This window comes from Nostoc sp. WHI (assembly GCF_015714725.1).
In the GTDB taxonomy this organism is placed as follows: domain Bacteria; phylum Cyanobacteriota; class Cyanobacteriia; order Cyanobacteriales; family Nostocaceae; genus Nostoc.
On sequence record NZ_WBKM01000275.1, the window covers coordinates 1 to 18,518 of the forward strand.

13 protein-coding genes and 2 pseudogenes are annotated in these 18,518 nt (G+C 38.1%); 8 read left to right on the forward strand and 7 right to left on the reverse strand.

The window, feature by feature from the left end; all coding sequences use genetic code 11:
- The first annotated feature begins 14 nt into the window (after window positions 1-14).
- The 3 genes from hisB (at window position 15) to F8S12_RS27510 (ending at window position 2,277) form a co-directional block, all read left to right on the forward strand.
- Window positions 15-644 (forward strand): imidazoleglycerol-phosphate dehydratase HisB, encoded by a 630-nt coding sequence (gene hisB, locus F8S12_RS27500; protein WP_196519455.1) that lies wholly within the window; start codon window positions 15-17, stop codon window positions 642-644.
- Between the two features lie 93 nt (window positions 645-737).
- Window positions 738-1,109 carry a hypothetical protein gene (locus F8S12_RS27505; RefSeq protein WP_196519456.1) on the forward strand — a complete coding sequence of 124 codons (372 nt, stop codon included), beginning with the start codon at window positions 738-740 and terminating at the stop codon, window positions 1,107-1,109.
- 202 nt (window positions 1,110-1,311) lie between these two features.
- Window positions 1,312-2,277 (forward strand): ABC transporter ATP-binding protein, encoded by a 966-nt coding sequence (locus F8S12_RS27510; RefSeq protein WP_196519457.1) that lies wholly within the window; start codon window positions 1,312-1,314, stop codon window positions 2,275-2,277.
- Between the two features lie 10 nt (window positions 2,278-2,287).
- Here the strand turns inward: F8S12_RS27510 and F8S12_RS41785 are convergent, their stop codons facing one another.
- Window positions 2,288-2,410 (reverse strand): hypothetical protein, encoded by a 123-nt coding sequence (locus F8S12_RS41785; RefSeq protein WP_269144855.1) that lies wholly within the window; start codon window positions 2,408-2,410, stop codon window positions 2,288-2,290.
- A 324-nt stretch (window positions 2,411-2,734) separates the two neighbouring features.
- On the opposite strand from F8S12_RS41785, the gene F8S12_RS27515 reads away from it, so the two are divergent.
- Both F8S12_RS27515 and F8S12_RS27520 read left to right on the forward strand, forming a co-directional pair.
- Window positions 2,735-4,207: an SLBB domain-containing protein gene (locus F8S12_RS27515; protein WP_196519458.1), complete on the forward strand. Its 1,473-nt coding sequence runs from the start codon at window positions 2,735-2,737 to the stop codon at window positions 4,205-4,207.
- Window positions 4,208-5,311: 1,104 nt separating this feature from the next.
- Window positions 5,312-6,724 carry a right-handed parallel beta-helix repeat-containing protein gene (locus F8S12_RS27520; protein ID WP_230968318.1) on the forward strand — a complete coding sequence of 471 codons (1,413 nt, stop codon included), beginning with the start codon at window positions 5,312-5,314 and terminating at the stop codon, window positions 6,722-6,724.
- 202 nt (window positions 6,725-6,926) lie between these two features.
- Here F8S12_RS27520 and F8S12_RS27525 read toward each other — a convergent pair whose 3' ends face one another.
- The 6 genes from F8S12_RS27525 to F8S12_RS27550 form a co-directional block, all read right to left on the reverse strand.
- Complete coding sequence (locus F8S12_RS27525; protein ID WP_196519459.1) at window positions 6,927-9,146, reverse strand: GumC family protein; 2,220 nt, start codon at window positions 9,144-9,146, stop codon at window positions 6,927-6,929.
- 249 nt (window positions 9,147-9,395) lie between these two features.
- Window positions 9,396-10,649, reverse strand: a complete 1,254-nt coding sequence (locus F8S12_RS27530; RefSeq protein ID WP_196519460.1) for an O-antigen ligase family protein — start codon at window positions 10,647-10,649, stop codon at window positions 9,396-9,398.
- 20 nt (window positions 10,650-10,669) lie between these two features.
- Window positions 10,670-11,776, reverse strand: coding sequence for a glycosyltransferase family 4 protein (locus F8S12_RS27535; RefSeq protein ID WP_196519461.1), 1,107 nt, complete (start codon window positions 11,774-11,776; stop codon window positions 10,670-10,672).
- A gap of 120 nt (window positions 11,777-11,896) precedes the next feature.
- On the reverse strand, window positions 11,897-13,330 hold the full coding sequence (locus F8S12_RS27540) for an oligosaccharide flippase family protein (protein ID WP_196519462.1): 1,434 nt from the start codon (window positions 13,328-13,330) through the stop codon (window positions 11,897-11,899).
- Window positions 13,331-13,392: 62 nt separating this feature from the next.
- Entirely contained in the window at window positions 13,393-14,376 is a 984-nt protein-coding gene (locus F8S12_RS27545) for a class I SAM-dependent methyltransferase (RefSeq protein WP_230968319.1), read from the reverse strand.
- Between the two features lie 196 nt (window positions 14,377-14,572).
- Complete coding sequence (locus F8S12_RS27550) at window positions 14,573-16,015, reverse strand: sugar transferase (RefSeq protein WP_196519463.1); 1,443 nt, start codon at window positions 16,013-16,015, stop codon at window positions 14,573-14,575.
- Window positions 16,016-16,790: 775 nt separating this feature from the next.
- Here F8S12_RS27550 and F8S12_RS27555 point away from each other — a divergent pair.
- The 3 genes and pseudogenes from F8S12_RS27555 to F8S12_RS27565 all read left to right on the forward strand — a co-directional run.
- Complete coding sequence (locus F8S12_RS27555; RefSeq protein ID WP_196519464.1) at window positions 16,791-17,027, forward strand: hypothetical protein; 237 nt, start codon at window positions 16,791-16,793, stop codon at window positions 17,025-17,027.
- 128 nt (window positions 17,028-17,155) lie between these two features.
- Window positions 17,156-18,112, forward strand: a pseudogene (locus F8S12_RS27560) (AMP-binding protein); the annotation flags it as partial.
- A 106-nt stretch (window positions 18,113-18,218) separates the two neighbouring features.
- Window positions 18,219-18,518: pseudogene (locus tag F8S12_RS27565) on the forward strand (IS4 family transposase); the annotation flags it as partial.

Consider the following 18,518-nt stretch of genomic DNA (forward strand, 5'->3'; position numbering starts at 1 on the left):
ACTCCCCACTCCCCATGCAAATAGTTAATTCAAACTACGACCAGTCAACTAAAACCCCTCGGATTGCCACCGTTCACCGCACCACTGGTGAAACTAATGTGCAGGTTACGATCAATTTGGATGGTAGAGGAACTTGCACGGCAGCAACAGGCGTTCCGTTTTTAGATCACATGTTGCATCAAATTGCCTCCCACGGGTTGATTGATCTAGATGTTCAAGCCAAGGGAGACTGGGAAATTGATGACCACCACACCAACGAAGATGTAGGCATTACCTTGGGGCAAGCTTTAAACCAAGCACTAGGCGACAGGAAAGGCATTGTCCGCTTTGGTAATTTTCTAGCACCACTGGATGAAGCTTTAGTTCAGGTAGCGCTAGACTTTTCTGGGCGTCCTCACCTCAGCTACGGTTTGCAAATTCCTACTCAACGGGTAGGAACCTATGACACCCAACTGGTACGCGAATTCTTTGTGGCGTTAGTAAACCATAGCCAAATGACATTGCACATTCGGCAACTGGATGGCATTAATTCCCATCACATCATTGAAGCAACATTTAAGGCGTTTGCGAGGGCAACGCGACTAGCTGTAGAAATTGATCCCCGTCGGGCTGGCTTGATTCCCAGTTCTAAGGGCGTTCTATGAAAGGAGTCAAGCGCTTTGCGTGTTACTGGGGACTAAGGATTGGGAAGAGAATGAACATGAAAGATTGAATTACCGCTATCAAGGTAAGTCTGGATGAGACTGCAATTTCTATTCATTACTAGCTCAGAACTCGGAACTTCGACCTTTGAACTCGGAACTTCGACCTTTGAACTCGGAACTCCGACCTTTGAACTCGAAACTCCAACCTTTGAACTCGAAACTCCAACCTTTGAACTCGAAACTCCGACCTTTGAACTCGAAACTCCGACCTTTGAACTCGAAACTCCGACCTTTGAACTCGAAACTCCGACCTTTGAACTCGAAACTCCGACCTTTGAACTCGAAACTCCGACCTTTGAACTCGAAACTCCAACCTTTGAACTCGAAACTCCGACTTTTGAACCTCCCCAGTTTGGGATAATTGACACACCGAGTAGTGGCAGTTATTATCAGCCTACCGGGTAACTTCTAATTAACAAGTTCCGTGGGTTTAAGTCCCCTGCCTAAGAATGGCAGTAAGTTTTGTGATCGGGTTCAAATTCCCACCGTAAAACTTAATTACGAATTACGAATTACGTTAGCGTAGCGGTAGCGAGTCATCGAGCGTCGGAACGAGCGTCATTACGAATTATTCAATACCAAGCTGGTAAATTGTGATTAAACCGAGATGAAATCTGTTGCAGATGACCCTAATTCTCAACTTAATCCGACAGAGATTCCGCCAGTAGTCCTAACTTCTGAGTTGCGAAAAGTCTATCGTACTGGTTTTTGGCTAAATCAAAAAGTCGTATCTCTCAAAAATTGTTCTTTAAAAGTTTACAAAGGCGAAACCTTTGGGTTGCTAGGGCCAAACGGTGCTGGTAAAACCACTCTCTTAAAATTGTTGCTGGGAATTATTCGTCCTACCTCTGGACGGGGATTATTATTGGGTAAGCCGATAGGCGATCGCACTGTCAAACAAGATATTGGCTATCTGTCAGAAAATCCCTATTTGTATGACTATCTCACCGGCTGGGAGTTTTTGCAGTTAGCAGCTGGGCTATTCCAAATTCCCAACAGTGTCCAACGCCAACGCATCCCGCAACTGCTGGAATTAGTGGGTTTATCCCAAGCCGATGCCAAAAAAAAGCTCCTGCGCCGCTATTCTAAAGGAATGCTACAACGTGTTGGTATGGCACAGGCACTAATTAACGAGCCAGATTTGGTTTTTCTGGATGAACCAATGTCTGGTCTTGATCCTGTAGGACGCTACCAAATGCGGGAAATTATTCTGACGCTAAAAGCCTCTGGTAAGACGATTTTTTTCAACAGTCACATCCTTAGTGAAGTAGAACAGATTTGCGATCGCATTGCCATCCTTGCTCAAGGTGAATTAATTTGCTCTGGTTCCCTCAATGAACTCTTAGGCGGACAAAGCACATATCACGTTAAAGGTCAAGGTGGTGACTTGGAAATTCTCAAAAAATGGATACCCACTCTCACATTTGAGCCTAATGGTTCCTGGCAAGGTATCCTACAAGATGATTACTATGATTTTCTCGCCAGTCTTCGTTTAATGGGGGGGCAAATTATTGCCATGAACTTGTCCCGTCAATCCCTAGAAGAGTTTTTTATTCAACAAATTCAAAGATAAAATAATTCGCTTAACTAATCTTGTTGCTAACTAAATAGTTCTCTGTCTGAAAAGACAAATTTTTCATCTGTTCCGACTCAGGAAATTTAAGTCGGGTTGAGGGACGCATGGCAAAAACTACTACTTGCAGCATATTTAAAGCCTAGTTTAAATATCACAAAATTAACTTAAGGATGAAATTTTATTCGTAAGTACCTTTTTGGATAACAGAAAATTTCTTGTGTAAACTGCATTTAGTTGCGTAAGTGCTATATTTTTTGAGAATTGCTTTATTGAAATAGCATTAACTTTAAATTAACTTCACTAAAAATTCAAATTCAATAAACAAATTTCCTCCGGAAAATCACACTTTTCGAGGAAAATAAGAGTGTTGGGGAACTTGATTACTTAGGTATAGTCAAAACAAAAATGTTTAGACAATACTTTATAGATTGTATTTTCAGAGTCTCAGGTAAATATGCTTAACACAAATTTGTTTAAATTCTTAACTCAGCCAGTCGTAGGTGTGGCTTTGTTAACTGCTGTCAATGCTGTTGTGCCATCTGCCAGTTTAGCTCAGGGACAACCAGCATCACCAACTACACAATTACCAACTACACAAACCCAATTAGATACTAATTATTCATTAGGGGGCGGCGATCGCATCCGTGTAAATGTATTTGAGGTCCCCGAATATACAGGTGAGTACCAAATTCCCCCAGGTGGAGCAATCAACCTACCTTTAATTGGCAGTGTGTCAGTCCTCGGTCTAACAGCTGAAGAGGCTTCTGACGAAATTGCCAGAAGATATTCTCGCTTCCTCAAACGTCCCTTAATCTCAGTCAATCTTTTATCGCCTCGTCCCATCAATGTTTTCGTTGCCGGAGAGGTGACACGTCCAGGAGCTTATACTCTCAGCTTGAGCGGAGGCGCGGGAGACAATCCAGGCGTACAATACCCCACTGTATTGGCCGCACTGACAACAGCACAGGGTGTAACCTTGGCTGCGGATGTAACTCAAGTTCAATTGCGGCGTAAAATAGGACGTTCTTCAGAACAACAAGCCGTCACCGTCAATTTGAAGGAACTCATCCAGACAGGCACATTATCACAAGATATTACCTTGCGGGATGGAGACACCATAGTTGTGCCAACCGCAACTAACTTTAACGTGGCAGAATCCCGAAATATATTTGCAGCTAACTTTGCCGCCAGCCAAACCACACCCCGCACGGTAACAATTATTGGTGAAGTTAACCGTCCCGGTTCGTATCTTGTCACCCCAGGCAGCACCGATACCCAGGGGGGCGCAACCGCTAACAGTGGCAGTGCCACTCCCACTGGATTACCAAATGTGACACGGGTAATTCAACTAGCTGGAGGAATTACAGCACAGGCTGATGTTCGTAATCTTAGGCTACGCCGGCCCACAAGAACTGGTACCGAACAAGCTATAGATATCAATCTTTGGCAACTATTGCAGAGTGGTGACGCCAATCAAGACATCATCGTGCAAGATGGAGATACGATTGTTATTCCGACCGCAACTGAAATCAATCCCGCAGAAGCAACTCAATTAGCTACTACTACTTTGTCTCCTACACGCATTCAAGTTGGTGTGGTAGGCGAAGTTAAAACCCCTGGTTTAACAGACATTCAGCCCAATAGCTCTTTAAATCAAGCTATACTCGCTGCTGGAGGATTTAATGATGCCAGAGCTAGCAGTGATTCTGTTGACTTAATTCGCCTCAACCCTAATGGTTCCGTCACTAAACGTATAGTAAAAGTGGATTTCTCCGCTGGGATTAATGAGCAAACTAATCCTATACTCCGCAATAATGACGTTGTAGTAGTCAACCGATCTGGTTTGGCTAAGACTGGCGATACAACAAACACCATAGTTGGACCTCTAGGTGTTATATTTAGTCTTCTAAGGGTGTTCGGACTTTAGATTAAAATACAGATGTAAATTGGGGGCGTCGTCCCCAAAATTGCACTATCATTACATAGCAACTGCTACAAAAGCTGATGCATACTGTAATCAATTTCATGAGTCAAGGCTCAATAGTCAAGAGTTAACAGAAAACAACTATAGACTGATATGGCAGTATGATGGCGATTTTCAGTTGAGTCCAATATAGTTCAGATAAGCCCAAAGCCTTCATGTAGAGACGCGATTTATCGCGTCTTCAAAGACCAATTATCTACACCAATAACCCTTAATTGAACCGTATTGCATATAGACCTAATTAAGATTAGCCCCTTCTTTAGTAGTGTTGGGGAGTAAGTCTCAAAGCCTCCCGCCTTTTAGGAAAGCAGTTATCGTACCCCTACGAAGAAGCTAAGTACCCGCAGCCTAGACCATTGGAGAAGACTAAGTAAATACAGATCTGACTTACCCTTGGGCATCCCTTCCTCGATAATTATATTTTCTACCACAATTTATAAAAAAAAGTTTAAGCAGTATTACTCATTTTGATAAATGCTGGATAGTTTAAGTTCTCACTGAAAATTCATAATCTGCATTGATAGGCTTTTCTAAATCTTGTTGTAGTTACACTGAGTTCTTATGATAACGAGAATATTTTAGAAGGCAGAGGCGAGTAATATTCGTATCTGTCTACTTTTGAGACAAATGGTGATTATCATTATCATAAGAATTGTTTAAGTAAATCAACTGATTAATCAGAGATCCACTATCTTAACCACAGATGCCGCGTATACACAGTAGAATGACTTCGAGTTGTAAATGAATGACTTCGAGTTGTAAATGATGTCATTTATACGGTTGCTAGATGTCTATTAATGGGGTAGCCCAGAATACTGATAATTTTTGTTCAGTAATTTTACTAGGCATTTACCATTTTTTGGAGCACAACCTAAAAAGGCATTTCAGCCATATTTACGCGGAAACTCGCAGGTGTAAACCTAAAAAACCGTGTATAAACTTACAAGTGGCAGTTATACCACCGTAACCAATACTGAGTTACTTACCAAGGCTAGAGCTACTGACTGTTGACGATTCAGTTTTTGCAACATACCCTATTTTTTCCCTATGATGATTCATGGTTTAGGTTTTCTCGGTTTGAGTGCATCTCTTGTACTTCCCTTGGCATTATCTGGTCTGGTTGAAGGACAGAGAATAACAGAGTCTTTAGTTAGAGATGTTCGTCCGTCATCCAGTGTTCAGGAAATACCACTGCCCAGCCGCAAGCTGATCAGCCAGGTTGGAGATGCGACAACAACATACTATGTTAGTGGTAGCGGAAACGACAAAAATAGCGGACTCTCTACCTCATCCGCCTTTAGGACAATTCAAAGGGCAGCAAATCTTACTGACCCTGGAGATACAGTACTCATTATGAACGGGGTATACAAGAATGCATACCCAACTGGATCGGTAGTAGATATTAAACGCTCTGGAAGGGCAGGTGCATGGATTACATATAAAGCATATCCTGGACATAAGCCAAAACTTCAGCTCAATGGATGGCATGGAATTTTGCTTGCAAATAACATTTCCTATATCGAGATAAATGGGCTGGAGATTGAAGGAAACAATAAAAATATAACCCTTGCTTATGCGCTGAGTCAGAAATCTAAGGCATCAAATCCGCTAACAAATGGAAACTGCATCACCGTAGATGGACGAAAAAATGTAAATGGTCGCCCCCACCATATAAATATTGTGGGCAACAAGGTACATGATTGTGGAGGTGGAGGCATCGCAATCATGGAATCTGACTATGTAAAATTGGATAATAACGAGGTATTCAATAATGCCTGGTACGGGGTTTACGGCGGGAGTGGCATCTCGGTGCTTAACCCTTGGAATTTTGACAACAGCCAGAACTACAAGATATTCATAACAAACAACAAGGTTCACAACAATCGAATGTTCGTTCCTTGGATTCAGACCGGAAAGATCCAAGATGGTAATGGCATTATTATTGATCGTTCAAGAAATTCTCAAAAGGGATCAAAATTGAGTGCGTATCGAGGACGTGTTTTGATTGCCAACAATATCTCATACAAAAATGGTGGATCGGGCATTCATACATTCCAAAGTGACCATGTCGATATTGTACACAACACTGTCTATCTGAATAACCAGAGCCCGGAAATTACATACGGGCAAATCATGACTAATGATTCAGGAAATGTCAAAGTTCTCAATAATATCCTTTATTCTGAGCCTGGCAAACCGATAAACGCGAATTTTAATAGCAAGAACATCACTTTTAACTACAACCACAACGCTAATAGTAACCTTATAAAGGTTTCCGGACCTAATGATACTAGTGGAGATCCACTTTTTGTAAATCCTTCGGCTGGTGACTTTAGACTGAAGTCGGGTAGTCCGGCAATCAATAATGGTACTAAGTTCAATAGTGTGACAAAAGATATTCTCGACGGCCCTCGTGTGAAGGGTTCAGCACCCGATAAAGGGGCATACGAAATTCGGTAGTAGTTAAGAGCATGACATCGGGTTGTATGGCAAAATCCTGATTTATGCAGCATTTTTGTCTACAACCCGTTTTTGCAACTCACCGTTTGCTCATTTTTTAAAAGCTTAGAAGCAGTCTAGGACGAAATACCTCAAAGTTTCACGTAAATCAGGATAATGGTTTATTGATATTTCTTGCACTAACCTCCAAACTTTGGAGGCTTTATTTTTTTGCAAGCTCTTTGGTCAACTCTCTTGGTTTAAAATATTCGTGAGCATGATACATATAACTACTAGATTCATTTTTCTCAATGATTCCATTCACTACTAAACCTAAAACGTTGTAATTGGATCTCTCTAACATCTCTTGAGTAGCATTAGCGCTGTTAGAATCAATTACCCCAGGTCGAGCTACTAACAAAATACCATCAGTCATTTGGCTTAAAGTCAAAGCATCGGCTGCTAAAAGTAGGGGAGGGGCATCAATAATCACAAAGTCATAGTTATATTGAGATGAAAAATTTTCAATTAGTGATGCCATGCGTTTTGAGTCAAGCAAAGCAAGCGGGTTGGGAGGTCTAACTCCAGCAGTTAAGACATCAAGATTATCCATTACCTTAGATACAGCAATGTTAAATTCAGTCTGACCTACAAGAACCTCACTCAAACCAACTGCATTGGTTAGCTGCCATAGATGATGCTGAGAAGGAACTCGCATATCTGCATCAATTAGTAAAACTTTACGTCCTAGTTGAGCGATCGCTGCTGCCAAATTAGCTGAAACTGTAGACTTGCCTTCCTTAGGAACTGCGCTAGTTACTACGATAGTTTTAAGCACTTTATCTGAACTTAGAAATTTCAGATTGGCTTGAATCATCCGATACATTTCACTCGTTAAGGAGTGGGGCGTATCTCTGACGGCAATTGTTTGAGTTGTTGATTCTGCATTTGAATAACGAGAGCGAACCTTGTTAACAGACAAGGGAACAATTCCCAATAGAGTATATCCAAATACCTCTCTGACTTCTTTAAGTGTTTTTAGAGATCTATCTCTCATGGCTAGGAAGAGGACAGTTGTAGTGGCCAAAAATAAGCCGAACATCACTCCTAGCACCAAAACGACAGCTTTTTTTCCTGATACTGGCTCACTGGGCACAGACGCCTGAGCAATAATTCGGGAACTAGCTGTATTAGTATTCTCTACTAACTGTAATTCTTGAACCTTTTTCAATAAAGTTTGATAGGTCGATTCTGCAACTTCAACTTTCCGTTCTAACTCCCGCTGATTTTGTGCCAACTGGGGTATAACTTTTATTTGTTGTTCGTAACCAGAACGGGAATTATACAGAGAGGAGAGTCTTTTAGTTAAGCCAAAGCGCTGTATTTCTGACTGTAGAAAATTTTGGATCAGGTTTTGTCTGAGTTCTCCAATCTGCAATAGGCTCTGTGGAACTTGTGTTTGATTGCCAACAGTCTGGGAAATTTGCTGCTGTAGGAGGGTTCTTAAATTAGCTTTTCTTGCTTCTAGATTAACAATTGTGGGGTTGTCATTTTGGAAACGGCTGCGCTCAGTCGCTAATTGCCGGTCGATATCTTGAAGTTGTGTAAGAATTCCTTGCACGGCAGGTGACTGACTAAGGGCACTCACAGCGATCGCATTTTGGGAATTTAAATCTACTTTCTGACGCAGTTCATTAGTTTGGGCGTTGACCTCATCCAGTTGAGCCTGAACAGTATTAATCTGTTGATCTAGATCCCCAATAATGCTAACGGCTGTCCTTGTTTCCTCTGATAAATCTGCAATGCGATGCTTCTGTTTAAATATACGTAGCGCTACTTCTGCATTATCAACAGCGGCTTGAGTTTTAGGTAGCTGTTTAGCAAGAAATTGACGAGTTGATGCGGCCTCAGAGCGATTTGTCAGAATATCATTTTCTAAATAAAGATTCATGACTGTGTTGACTACTGCCGCTGCTTCTTCAGGATCAAGGCTGGCATGCGTAATTCGCAGTACATCTGTCCCACCAACAATTTTTAGGACTAGGGATTGTTGTAGAGCTTTTGGTTTCAGAGGTTCCCCTTCCCTGTCTTTGAGTTGTAGTTTGTTTATTGTCTGCTGCAATAAAGCAGGGGAAGAAATAACTTCTATCTGAGTGTTTATAGGATTTTGAGTTGCTAGTAGGGATTTCAAATCTCCTGAATCTCGTCCTTCAGAACTACTGGGCAAAAGATTAGATCCTACTACTTTGAAAGAGGGAATTCTAAATAGCAGTTTTCCTTCAGCTTCATAGGATGGCTTTATAAATTGTGTAGCTACAGCACTGAGCATAACTGTCGCCGCAAATATACTGGCAGCAGGTAGCCACCATCGTTTCAATATTAATAAGTAACGACTAAGGTCTAAATCAATAGATTCTCTAGATTCCATAGATTTTTCTGACATAAATCTTCCAAAGTACAGGTTTTAAGCGAGAAATTCAATATTGATCTACTCAGAGGAGCTACAAAGCACAGGTATTGATAAGGATAATATTATTTTACAATATGATACATAGTATAAACTATTTGAATTACAAAAAGCTGAAATAATATACAGGCTTTGGTTTCATCAATCTAAAAACTAATACTTATTAAAAGTATATGTGATGGCAGTCTGTGCTGATTTAAGTTTAATTAGCCTTAAAACTCCAATTCACACTATATACGAGGTCTGTTGATTCCATTTTTGCAGATTTGCACTTGTATATATTTTACTCGAGAATACTGCTGATATATAAAGTATCCATTCAATACTATTTTGATCTACCAATGTAGTTTCAGTTAGGTTTGAAAAAATAATGAAGGTAAGATAAATTAAAAGCCATAAATTTACATAAGTTTCATCTAACCGGATTAAGTATATTGCTCTCAAAAAATTAACAATAAACCCAATTAGAAAAACCAAAAGTCCTAATAGACCCAAACCTAGCCAGAGATCTAGAAAACCATTGTGAGCATTAGGAGCATTCCACTGTACCACTTGTACAATAAGAGAAGATTCACTACTTTTCTCCCAAAATGCTCCATAGCCATATCCTAGCCACGGTTTTTTCGCAATCATCTCAATCACAATAGGCCATAAATCTGTGCGTCCAGTGAGGGTTGCGTCTTTACCTACTGCTCCCAGAACTGTATCAGCTGCATTTACAAACCATACGTAAAAAGCCACGCCTAGAGTCCCTATAAACGTCAAAACAGGTATCATTACTTTATATTTCAAGCGTAAAACTCGATAATACATAAGACAAGCTGCTGTAATGATTATAAAATTTCCTAAAGATGTTGTTGATTTTGATAATAATATAAGTACGCCAGAAGTAACATAGAGGAGCCATGAAGCCCAGCGATTTTCTCTAGTAGTTATGGCTAAGAACAAACATATTGCTCCACTAAGAAAAAATCTCTTGCCAAGAACATTCTTGGTTGGATATATTCCTCGCCAAGCACCTGATTCACCACCGCTAATACCATATTGTGGCATTATTAAAGCAAATACGAAACACATTACTGCTGAGATCCCAAGCATTAATAGGCACAGCTTGAGTTGCTCTTTTAAGGTGTAGCGTGAAGCTAAATAAATTCCAAAGATAGTTGTTCCTACCAGACCGATAACACGACGTGTAGTAATGTCTGAATCTAAAGACCAAAAACTAGAAAGTGCACAGATTCCAATCAATGACCAAATAAAATTATCTCTGCTTAAGACGTAAGTAGCTTTCTTCCACCGTAAAGTTAGCAAGGCAAGGCTCACTATATAGGTAAAAGTAAAAAATAATCTAAATAGGATTCTATCACCCTCTTTTACGGTAAAACCATTGGTCATCAAGGCATCTAGGGGAGTTCCTGAATAGACCATCAAACTAACTACTGTAAATGTTTGTTCGAGAGAAATTAAAAATTTCTTCATATCTGCAATTAAATAGTAATTTAAATGTTTGCCTTTTTTGTTGATAATAAGTTACGGTAAATTTCTGTCGTTTGAGCGGCAATATTTGACCAATTTAAATCTTGCTGACAGCGAGCTAAGGCAGCAGTTTGCAGGCGTTTTTGTAAGTCGCGATCGCTTAGCAAACAAATTATGGCATCAGCTAGAGCCTGGACATCACGAGGTGGAATTAATAACCCATCTTGTTTATGCCGAACTATCTCGCTTAATCCCCCCACCTCAGAGGCTATAACCAGCGTTCCCATTCCATAGGATAAGGCTGCTACACCACTTTGAGAGGCTTCGATGTATGGTAGAACTGTTACCATGCTACGTTTAAACAGATTACTTACTTCTTCAAGAGGGATAAAGTCATTGATAATTTCATAGCGTTTCTCATCATAGCCATTAGGAAAATATTGCTTTAAGTCCTCTCCCTGTCCAGCAATAATCAGTTTAACTTCAGGGATACGATCCGCAATTAAAGGTATAGCCTCAAGCAAATATTTTAATCCTTTATAGGGCCAGATCCGTCCAAAAAATAGCAATGTATATGGCTCCCGGAGTTTACTATTTTGACTAACCCGACGCTGATACAAACTACCAAGTTCCCCATGAGGTAAAATATTGACTCGGTCTTGAGGTATGTGGAATTGTTCAGTTAGAACCTTTTTTAGTTGATGAGTGTGGACAATTAACTGTTGAGAACGATAGAAGGCAATACGCTTAGTATAATCTGAGCCTAATACACTTTGGCGATCGCCTGGATGACGGAATATGTCATGGATAGTTGTAACCAATGGTGGCATCTTGTTGAGTAATAACGTACAGTCATACCAAGGATCGTTAGTTTCCTGCACATGTAAGATATCTGGCTCTATATGTTTGATAATACGCATCATAGCGCGCATAGACAATAGATTACCCAGTTCGCGAATCCGTGGTTTTTTAAAGCTAATCACACGGATACTGGAATCAAGAGCATCGCGACATGCATCTGAGACTTTTTCCGGTTGAATTAAAGTTAAATCAACATATTTCACTAGACCATTTGCTAATTCAATGGTGTAGTCTTCAAAGCAAAAATGTAGTAAAGCAACTTTAATCATAATATTAGATTATATTCTTATTTTATCTTCCTAATTTGAGTAAATTATTCAACAAATTGTTATTTAGATACAATTTTGTAATTTGGACGTTTTAATAGCAAAACTTTTTCTCAAATAATTTTACTGGTTATTTAGAATTTTTTTCCACATAGTACGGGGTCCGCCAAACACATGGATACTCATAAAGCTCATAAACAAAGCATAGGCGCAAGTTGAAATAATCAAAATCAATAGAAAGTCTAGCCTAAATTTCTGTAATATCAAAAATACCAGCACCATCCCAATACTAACTAGCAGAGGACGGCGTATTATTCGCAACAAGTGTAATGAAAACAAACGACTGTACACAAAAAATGTGAGTACGCTAAAGGCAGTTAAAGATGACATCAAGCTCATAAACGCTGCACCCATCAGCTTGTATTCTAAAACCAATAGTACACCTGATAAAGCTGCCACAATATTAGTAATAACTACCTCAAGCAAATTAAGTTTTTCCAACCCATTAGCTAAAAGTAGATAGACAAATGTCTGTTTAAATGGATAGGTAATTATTGATAAAAAAGTTATCTTAATGACTAAATCTATTTGACTAAAGTTAATATCTTGATAAATAAAATTTATTAAATTACTTCCAACAAAAAAATTTCCCACAAGAAATGGCAATGTTATGTACAAAAGCATTTCAAGAATATTTTCAGTAATCTGCTGCAATTTCTCTTTTCCTATGTCTACTGCCTTGGTCAAACTAGGAAAAGCAGCCAGACATACACTATTAACAATCATCACAAAGGGTTGAATCAATTGCATGATTGCGCCATAAATCCCAACCATTAACTCACTTCCTAAAAGTGATATTATCAGTATATCCATTTTGCTACTAATTATACCTACCGCATCAATAGCCAAAAATGTACCAGCAGACTTGAATGTATGCCATACAAAATATTGATTAATCTGCCATTTTGGCTTAACTATTCTTCTTATTAAAATCCATTCAATTATAAATATTATGATTTCCGAAACTACAAATATTCCAGCTAGATAATTTACTCCATAATTTAGATACATAGTCCAAACCATTACCAGTAACCGGAGAATGTAAACTGGAACTGTAGAAATTACAATCAAATTCATTCTCTCTTGAGCTTGGAAAACTGCCTCCGTAATATTAGAAAGCGAAAACGGAATGATTGTTAAGCCCATAATGTAGCAAATGGTTGAAGTTTCATAACTGTAAGGCAATATAAACACTAAAACGACCATTGCCGCATAACAAATAAAGCTTAAAAACAGTTGTAATAAAGTACCGTTTACCAGATAAACAGATGTTTCTTGTGGATTGCGGCACATTTCTCGTGTAAGTAAGGTTTTTAGACCCTGTGAAGCAATGGACACAAATATGTAGTAGTAGCTGAACGCTAACAAATATTGACCCAACTCATAAGCACCCAGAGTCCGAGCTATAACTGCTGTTAGTACAAAGGTTGTAATGCTTTGTACTAAACGATTCACTAATAATGATAGAGAATTTGTTAGTAGTTTTCGTTTCCCCATTATCTGTAAATCGTCGTAGAATTGATGTGATGTTAAATGATTTCGCTAGATTGTACCAGATTTTATTTTTGGGCAACTAAGAAAATATTATCTGCAAACAAATAAACTTTTCTAAGCAATCTACTAAAAAAACGACGTACTTTTTTACTAGGAATTCCAAAAAGGATATTTTCTACAATCAACATCATATTTAAGTAGAAAACACCAATTGCTGTTATCTGTTCTTCTTGTTTAATACCTAGTATAGATAATATTTTTTTAACCTTAGCTGGAACAGCACAAGAAATGCGTTTGTATCCAGACAACTTTAAAGAATTACATAATTCTTTATATGTATATTCTTTAAGATGCATACCCTGAGGAGTATCATATCCAAAAACAGCCGATATATCGTGAGGACCTGTATGACAATGAGGTGTTGTAAAAATGTATCTCCCCTGCTTAATAAGAATCTTATAAGCACTCTCAAGGTGCACAATTAAATCGTCTGGATGCAAATGCTCAATTACTTGATTAGATACGACTAAATCATAAAATTCAGTCGGTTCAAAATTGTCTAAATGTACCCCGTCAGAGTTTCCCCAAGACAAGCAAGGTGACGGTTCAGTTACATATTTTGAACCACGTTCCTTGGTAATTTCTGTAGCTTTGCATTCAAAACCACATATGGCAAAATATGCTATCATTTCTCCTTTCCCAGAACCAATTTCATAAATTTTCTTGGGTGGGGAACCGATAATTTCTATCCAAGTTTCATATTTATCTACACTTTCATCTTTTTTCTCCAGAGTTGGCCTGCTCTTTTTTAAAAGAGAGTTTTGCAATTGTAATTTACTATAAATATCAGTATAAGCTCGTTCAAATACTTCCCATCGATTTTCTGAGTTCGATTTTAGAAGCTTTTTCGTCAAATCTTTTTCTAATTCCCAATGAGCAAGTACCATGTCTTCGGTAATTTCTACTTCAGCAGGAATACCGTAATTACGTTTATAGCGAGTTATTAGTTCAATTCCTCTGGTTTCCATGATTAACTCTTTTGGTTGCATTGTATTGATGTATCTGGAAGTTAAATAAAATTAGGTAGGCTTAGTCGCTCACTTGATGCTTTCTAAATAATAAAACTGTACTGTTTTCGAGATCGTAGCTTTATGCTATTTTAAAATTCAGCACCTAATGATTTTATAATAATTAAGTAGCTCCATCTTAAGGGAAACGGCATAACCTATTCTGAGCTAGCTACTTTTAGTACGCGCCTTCTTTTTTCAAAACCACCATAACTGTTTTAATTAGAATTTCAAAGTCTAACCCAAGTGACCAGTTCTCAATGTAGTTCATATCTAGCGCTATTACTTGTTCAAAATCTAAAATATTCGAGCGACCTGAAACTTGCCAAAGACCTGTAACACCAGGTAAAACTTCATGTCGAATAAAATGGTGTTCCGAAAACTTATCTACATCTCTAATAGGTAAAGGACGAGGCCCGACTATACTCATTTCTCCAAGAATAACATTAAAAAGTTGGGGTAATTCGTCTAAGCTGTAACGACGGAGAAATTTTCCAACATTGGTGATGCGAGGATCATCTTTAATTTTAAAAATGATTCCATCTTTCGTTTCATTTAAAGCTTCTAATTCTTTCTGTAATTTTTCTGCATCAGACCTCATAGTTCTGAATTTCCATACTTTAAACTGTTGCCCATGTAAACCTATACGGGTTTGCTTATAAAATACTGTGCCGGGAGAGTCCAGTTTGATAGCTATAGCTATAGCTATATAGATAGGGAACGATAACATTAAAAATAAAGCGGCAACACAAAAATCACAACTACGCTTTATCCAAAAATCTTTACCTGTAATTATCGGACAGTCCAAACTCAGACAAGGCATTCCTCCTATCTTATGAAATTCTACGTTTCTATAAATTGGTTTTAATTCCATCGGTAAAATATGTACTTGTATGCCGGATGCTTGAAATAACCAGCATAAAAACATTCTATTTTTTAGAGCATCCCAAGATATAAAAACTTCTGTTACACCTAATTGATTAAGTTGGTTTAATGTTTGTTGACGTTGATATCTGTCTAACGCATTAGCATTCGCCGTTCCTGATACGATGTAATGTTTTTCTTTTTTTATGAAGCTAGTAATCTGCTCATGATCTTGAGGGTCGCAAATAATGAAGACAGAAGAACGAGCTATTTTTTTCTGCTTACGTAGATATTGAAGAGTAATATTTACACCATACCTACCAGTACAAACAAAAAATATACTCAGCAACCAAGATAATAATATTAATCTTGGCTGTGTAATATCTACAATTGGTTTGTATAAAAAACAAGCAAGGAGTATTAATCCATGAGCAAAAGTGAGGGATTTGATAATATTAAAGTAGTCATAGCGTTTTTGACCTTCTCGATAAATACCTTCGAGAGCTAGTGACCCTATTTGAATAGTAATGGTTACTAAAATCTGTAAATAATGAGTCGCTATATACCAAGTAAAATGCTCATAAGAAAATTGATGTCCAGCTAAAACCCAAGCTAAGAATAAAAGAGTATAGTCTACTAAAAACAGTGTTGTTAATCTCAGCCACCACGAACCCTTGCGTACCTTAACAAGTGTAGATGCACGTAAGTCTGAAGGCACTTCACTTAATTTATTTGTTGTAATACTTTGATTATTCATGGTTAATAACACTTGGTGTAGTTAAAGTTTGATGGAAGTCTATAAAAGTAGAGGTTCTCACGTTTTGGTTTCAAATAAACCTGATTTTCATGGTCTATATATTACTTAATTCTCTTCAGAGCAATTTTAACTTTTTGAGCAGAAACATATTTCCGGGTCGGTTTGAGTATAGTTACTACTTAAGTGTTGAGCTTTTGTTCAGGGTAGCATCCAGTTTATTCTGAAAACTTTCAGTTTTGATGTGAAGGCTTAGTTAGCGACTTAAATATGTACTTCAAGTAAATTAATATACTTTGAATGAAATTTTTGATAGCAATAATCAAGGAAGTTAGACAAATAATCAGGATTTTTAACTTTTAGTAATACTTTGAGCTGAATCGCTAAAAACTCATTGTAGATACGAATATTAAGGGTAACATATATAATTTATACCCTGTTCAGATATTAACGTAGCATATTTAGCTAGACTAATTCAGCTTTGCTCAGAAGTTTCTCCGTTCTTTTACGCATCCTTTACACATTCTTTACGCATAACTACTGAGCAATAAAAAATTACACACACAACATATAACGAAAAGCATCAAAAATGCTGATTTTTGTTACAAAACTTTATATAAATACACTAAACTGTGAGATCACCCTATTTTGGAAGATCGCCCTTGGATTAGAGTCTGGGGCTACATAAATGAAACTTACCTGTGAGAGGTTCACTGAAGTCCTTTAATTGTAATTATTATTTAAAGCAAATTATATAATAGCTTTACACTAATTTTATATGTCAAAGAAACACAATGAAGATTCGGTAATAATTATTTTTTGTTCAGAAAGTTTTTATGAAAAAGGCTCAAGTTTTTTAGTATTGTATTTAGAATATTTCAAACAACATAAAATAAAAAATTATTTGTTAAACAAAAGTAAAGTCGATGGTAAAATACTTTTAGCTGGCTATAATCAACAAAATTTAGACTTTAGTGAGTTTTTGATATTATATAAAAATAAAAAATGCAGATAAAGAGTAATAATTCCGAATATAAGCAAAATATTCAATTAAATGCCTTAACTCAGATCATCGGGACTGAAGTTATGGAGGAATGGAATAGCATCCAACCAGTTGAACATCAAGATGTATGCATTCATCAAATGTTTGAGATGCAGGTAGAGCGATCGCCCCAAGCAATTGCTGTAGTATTTGAAAACACACAACTGACCTATCAGGAGTTAAACCAACGGGCGAATCAGCTAGCGCATCACCTACGTAGCTTAGGAGTTGGGCCGGAAGTACTTGTGGGTATTTGCCTAGAGCGCTCCTTGGAGATGATTGTAGGACTGCTGGGAATTCTAAAAGCTGGAGGCGCTTATGTGCCTTTAGATCCAGCATATCCAAAAGAGCGATTAGCTTTCATCTTGGAAGATACCCAAACACCAGTGTTGTTGACCCAAGAGAAATTGGTCAAGAATTTACCACCGCATGAAGCGCAAGTGGTTTGTCTGGACTCAACAGGGAAAGCAAACATCTACAACAGCCAAGAAAATCCTGTCAATGAGACGACGCCTGATAACCTCATCTACGTCATCTATACGTCTGGTTCTACGGGACAGCCGAAAGGTGTAATGATTGCTCACCGTGGAATCTGCAATCAACTCTACTGGAAGCAAACAACCTTTGGATTAACTTTAGCAGACAAAGTTTTACTGACTATTTCTTTTAGCTTCGACCCCTCAGTGTGGCAGATATTCTGGCCATTGTGCTTCGGGGGGCAATTGCTCATAGCCCGTCCTGGTGGACATCAGGACACCGCCTACCTTGTGAAGGTGATTACTGAGGAGCAAATCACCGTCCTGGCATTAGTACCTTCCATACTCCGTGTCTTACTGGAAGAAAAGGGAATTGAAAATTGCCGATTCATTAGGCACATTACCTGTGGTGGTGAAGCTTTATCTGTCGAACTCATAGAGCGCTTCTTTGCCCAACTGAATTTGGACAATGTTTTACATAATTGCTATGGGCCTACGGAAGCTTCCATTGATAGCACTTTCTGGACTTGCCAGCGCGGCACTAATTACGTCTTTGCTCCCATTGGTCGCCCTATTACCAATCTTGCAGGGGGACAAAATGGTCTAGAATGCTTATATTACAAAGAGTGTAGCAATTTGTGGTAAAACAAAAAGAGCATTCATTCGCAACAAGCTCTATTTAATGATAATATTACCTGAATTCTACGAAACAAACCTCAAGCGAGAATTGGGACGTGCAGAATATTTATTACTAAAAATCCTGATAAATTTATTACAATCTATTAAAACTGTTAGCATTGAAACACTCGCTACTGCTTTACCTATCCCCATACTTTTTGAAAGTAGAAGAAAAAGGATTCAAAGATTTTTGTCTTTAAATTACATAAATATTGAAGAAATTTGGTTGCCCATTATTAAAAGCTGGTTAGAGATATATTTTCCCTTAAATAAAGTTATTTATGTAGTGATTGACCGGACTAATTGGGGG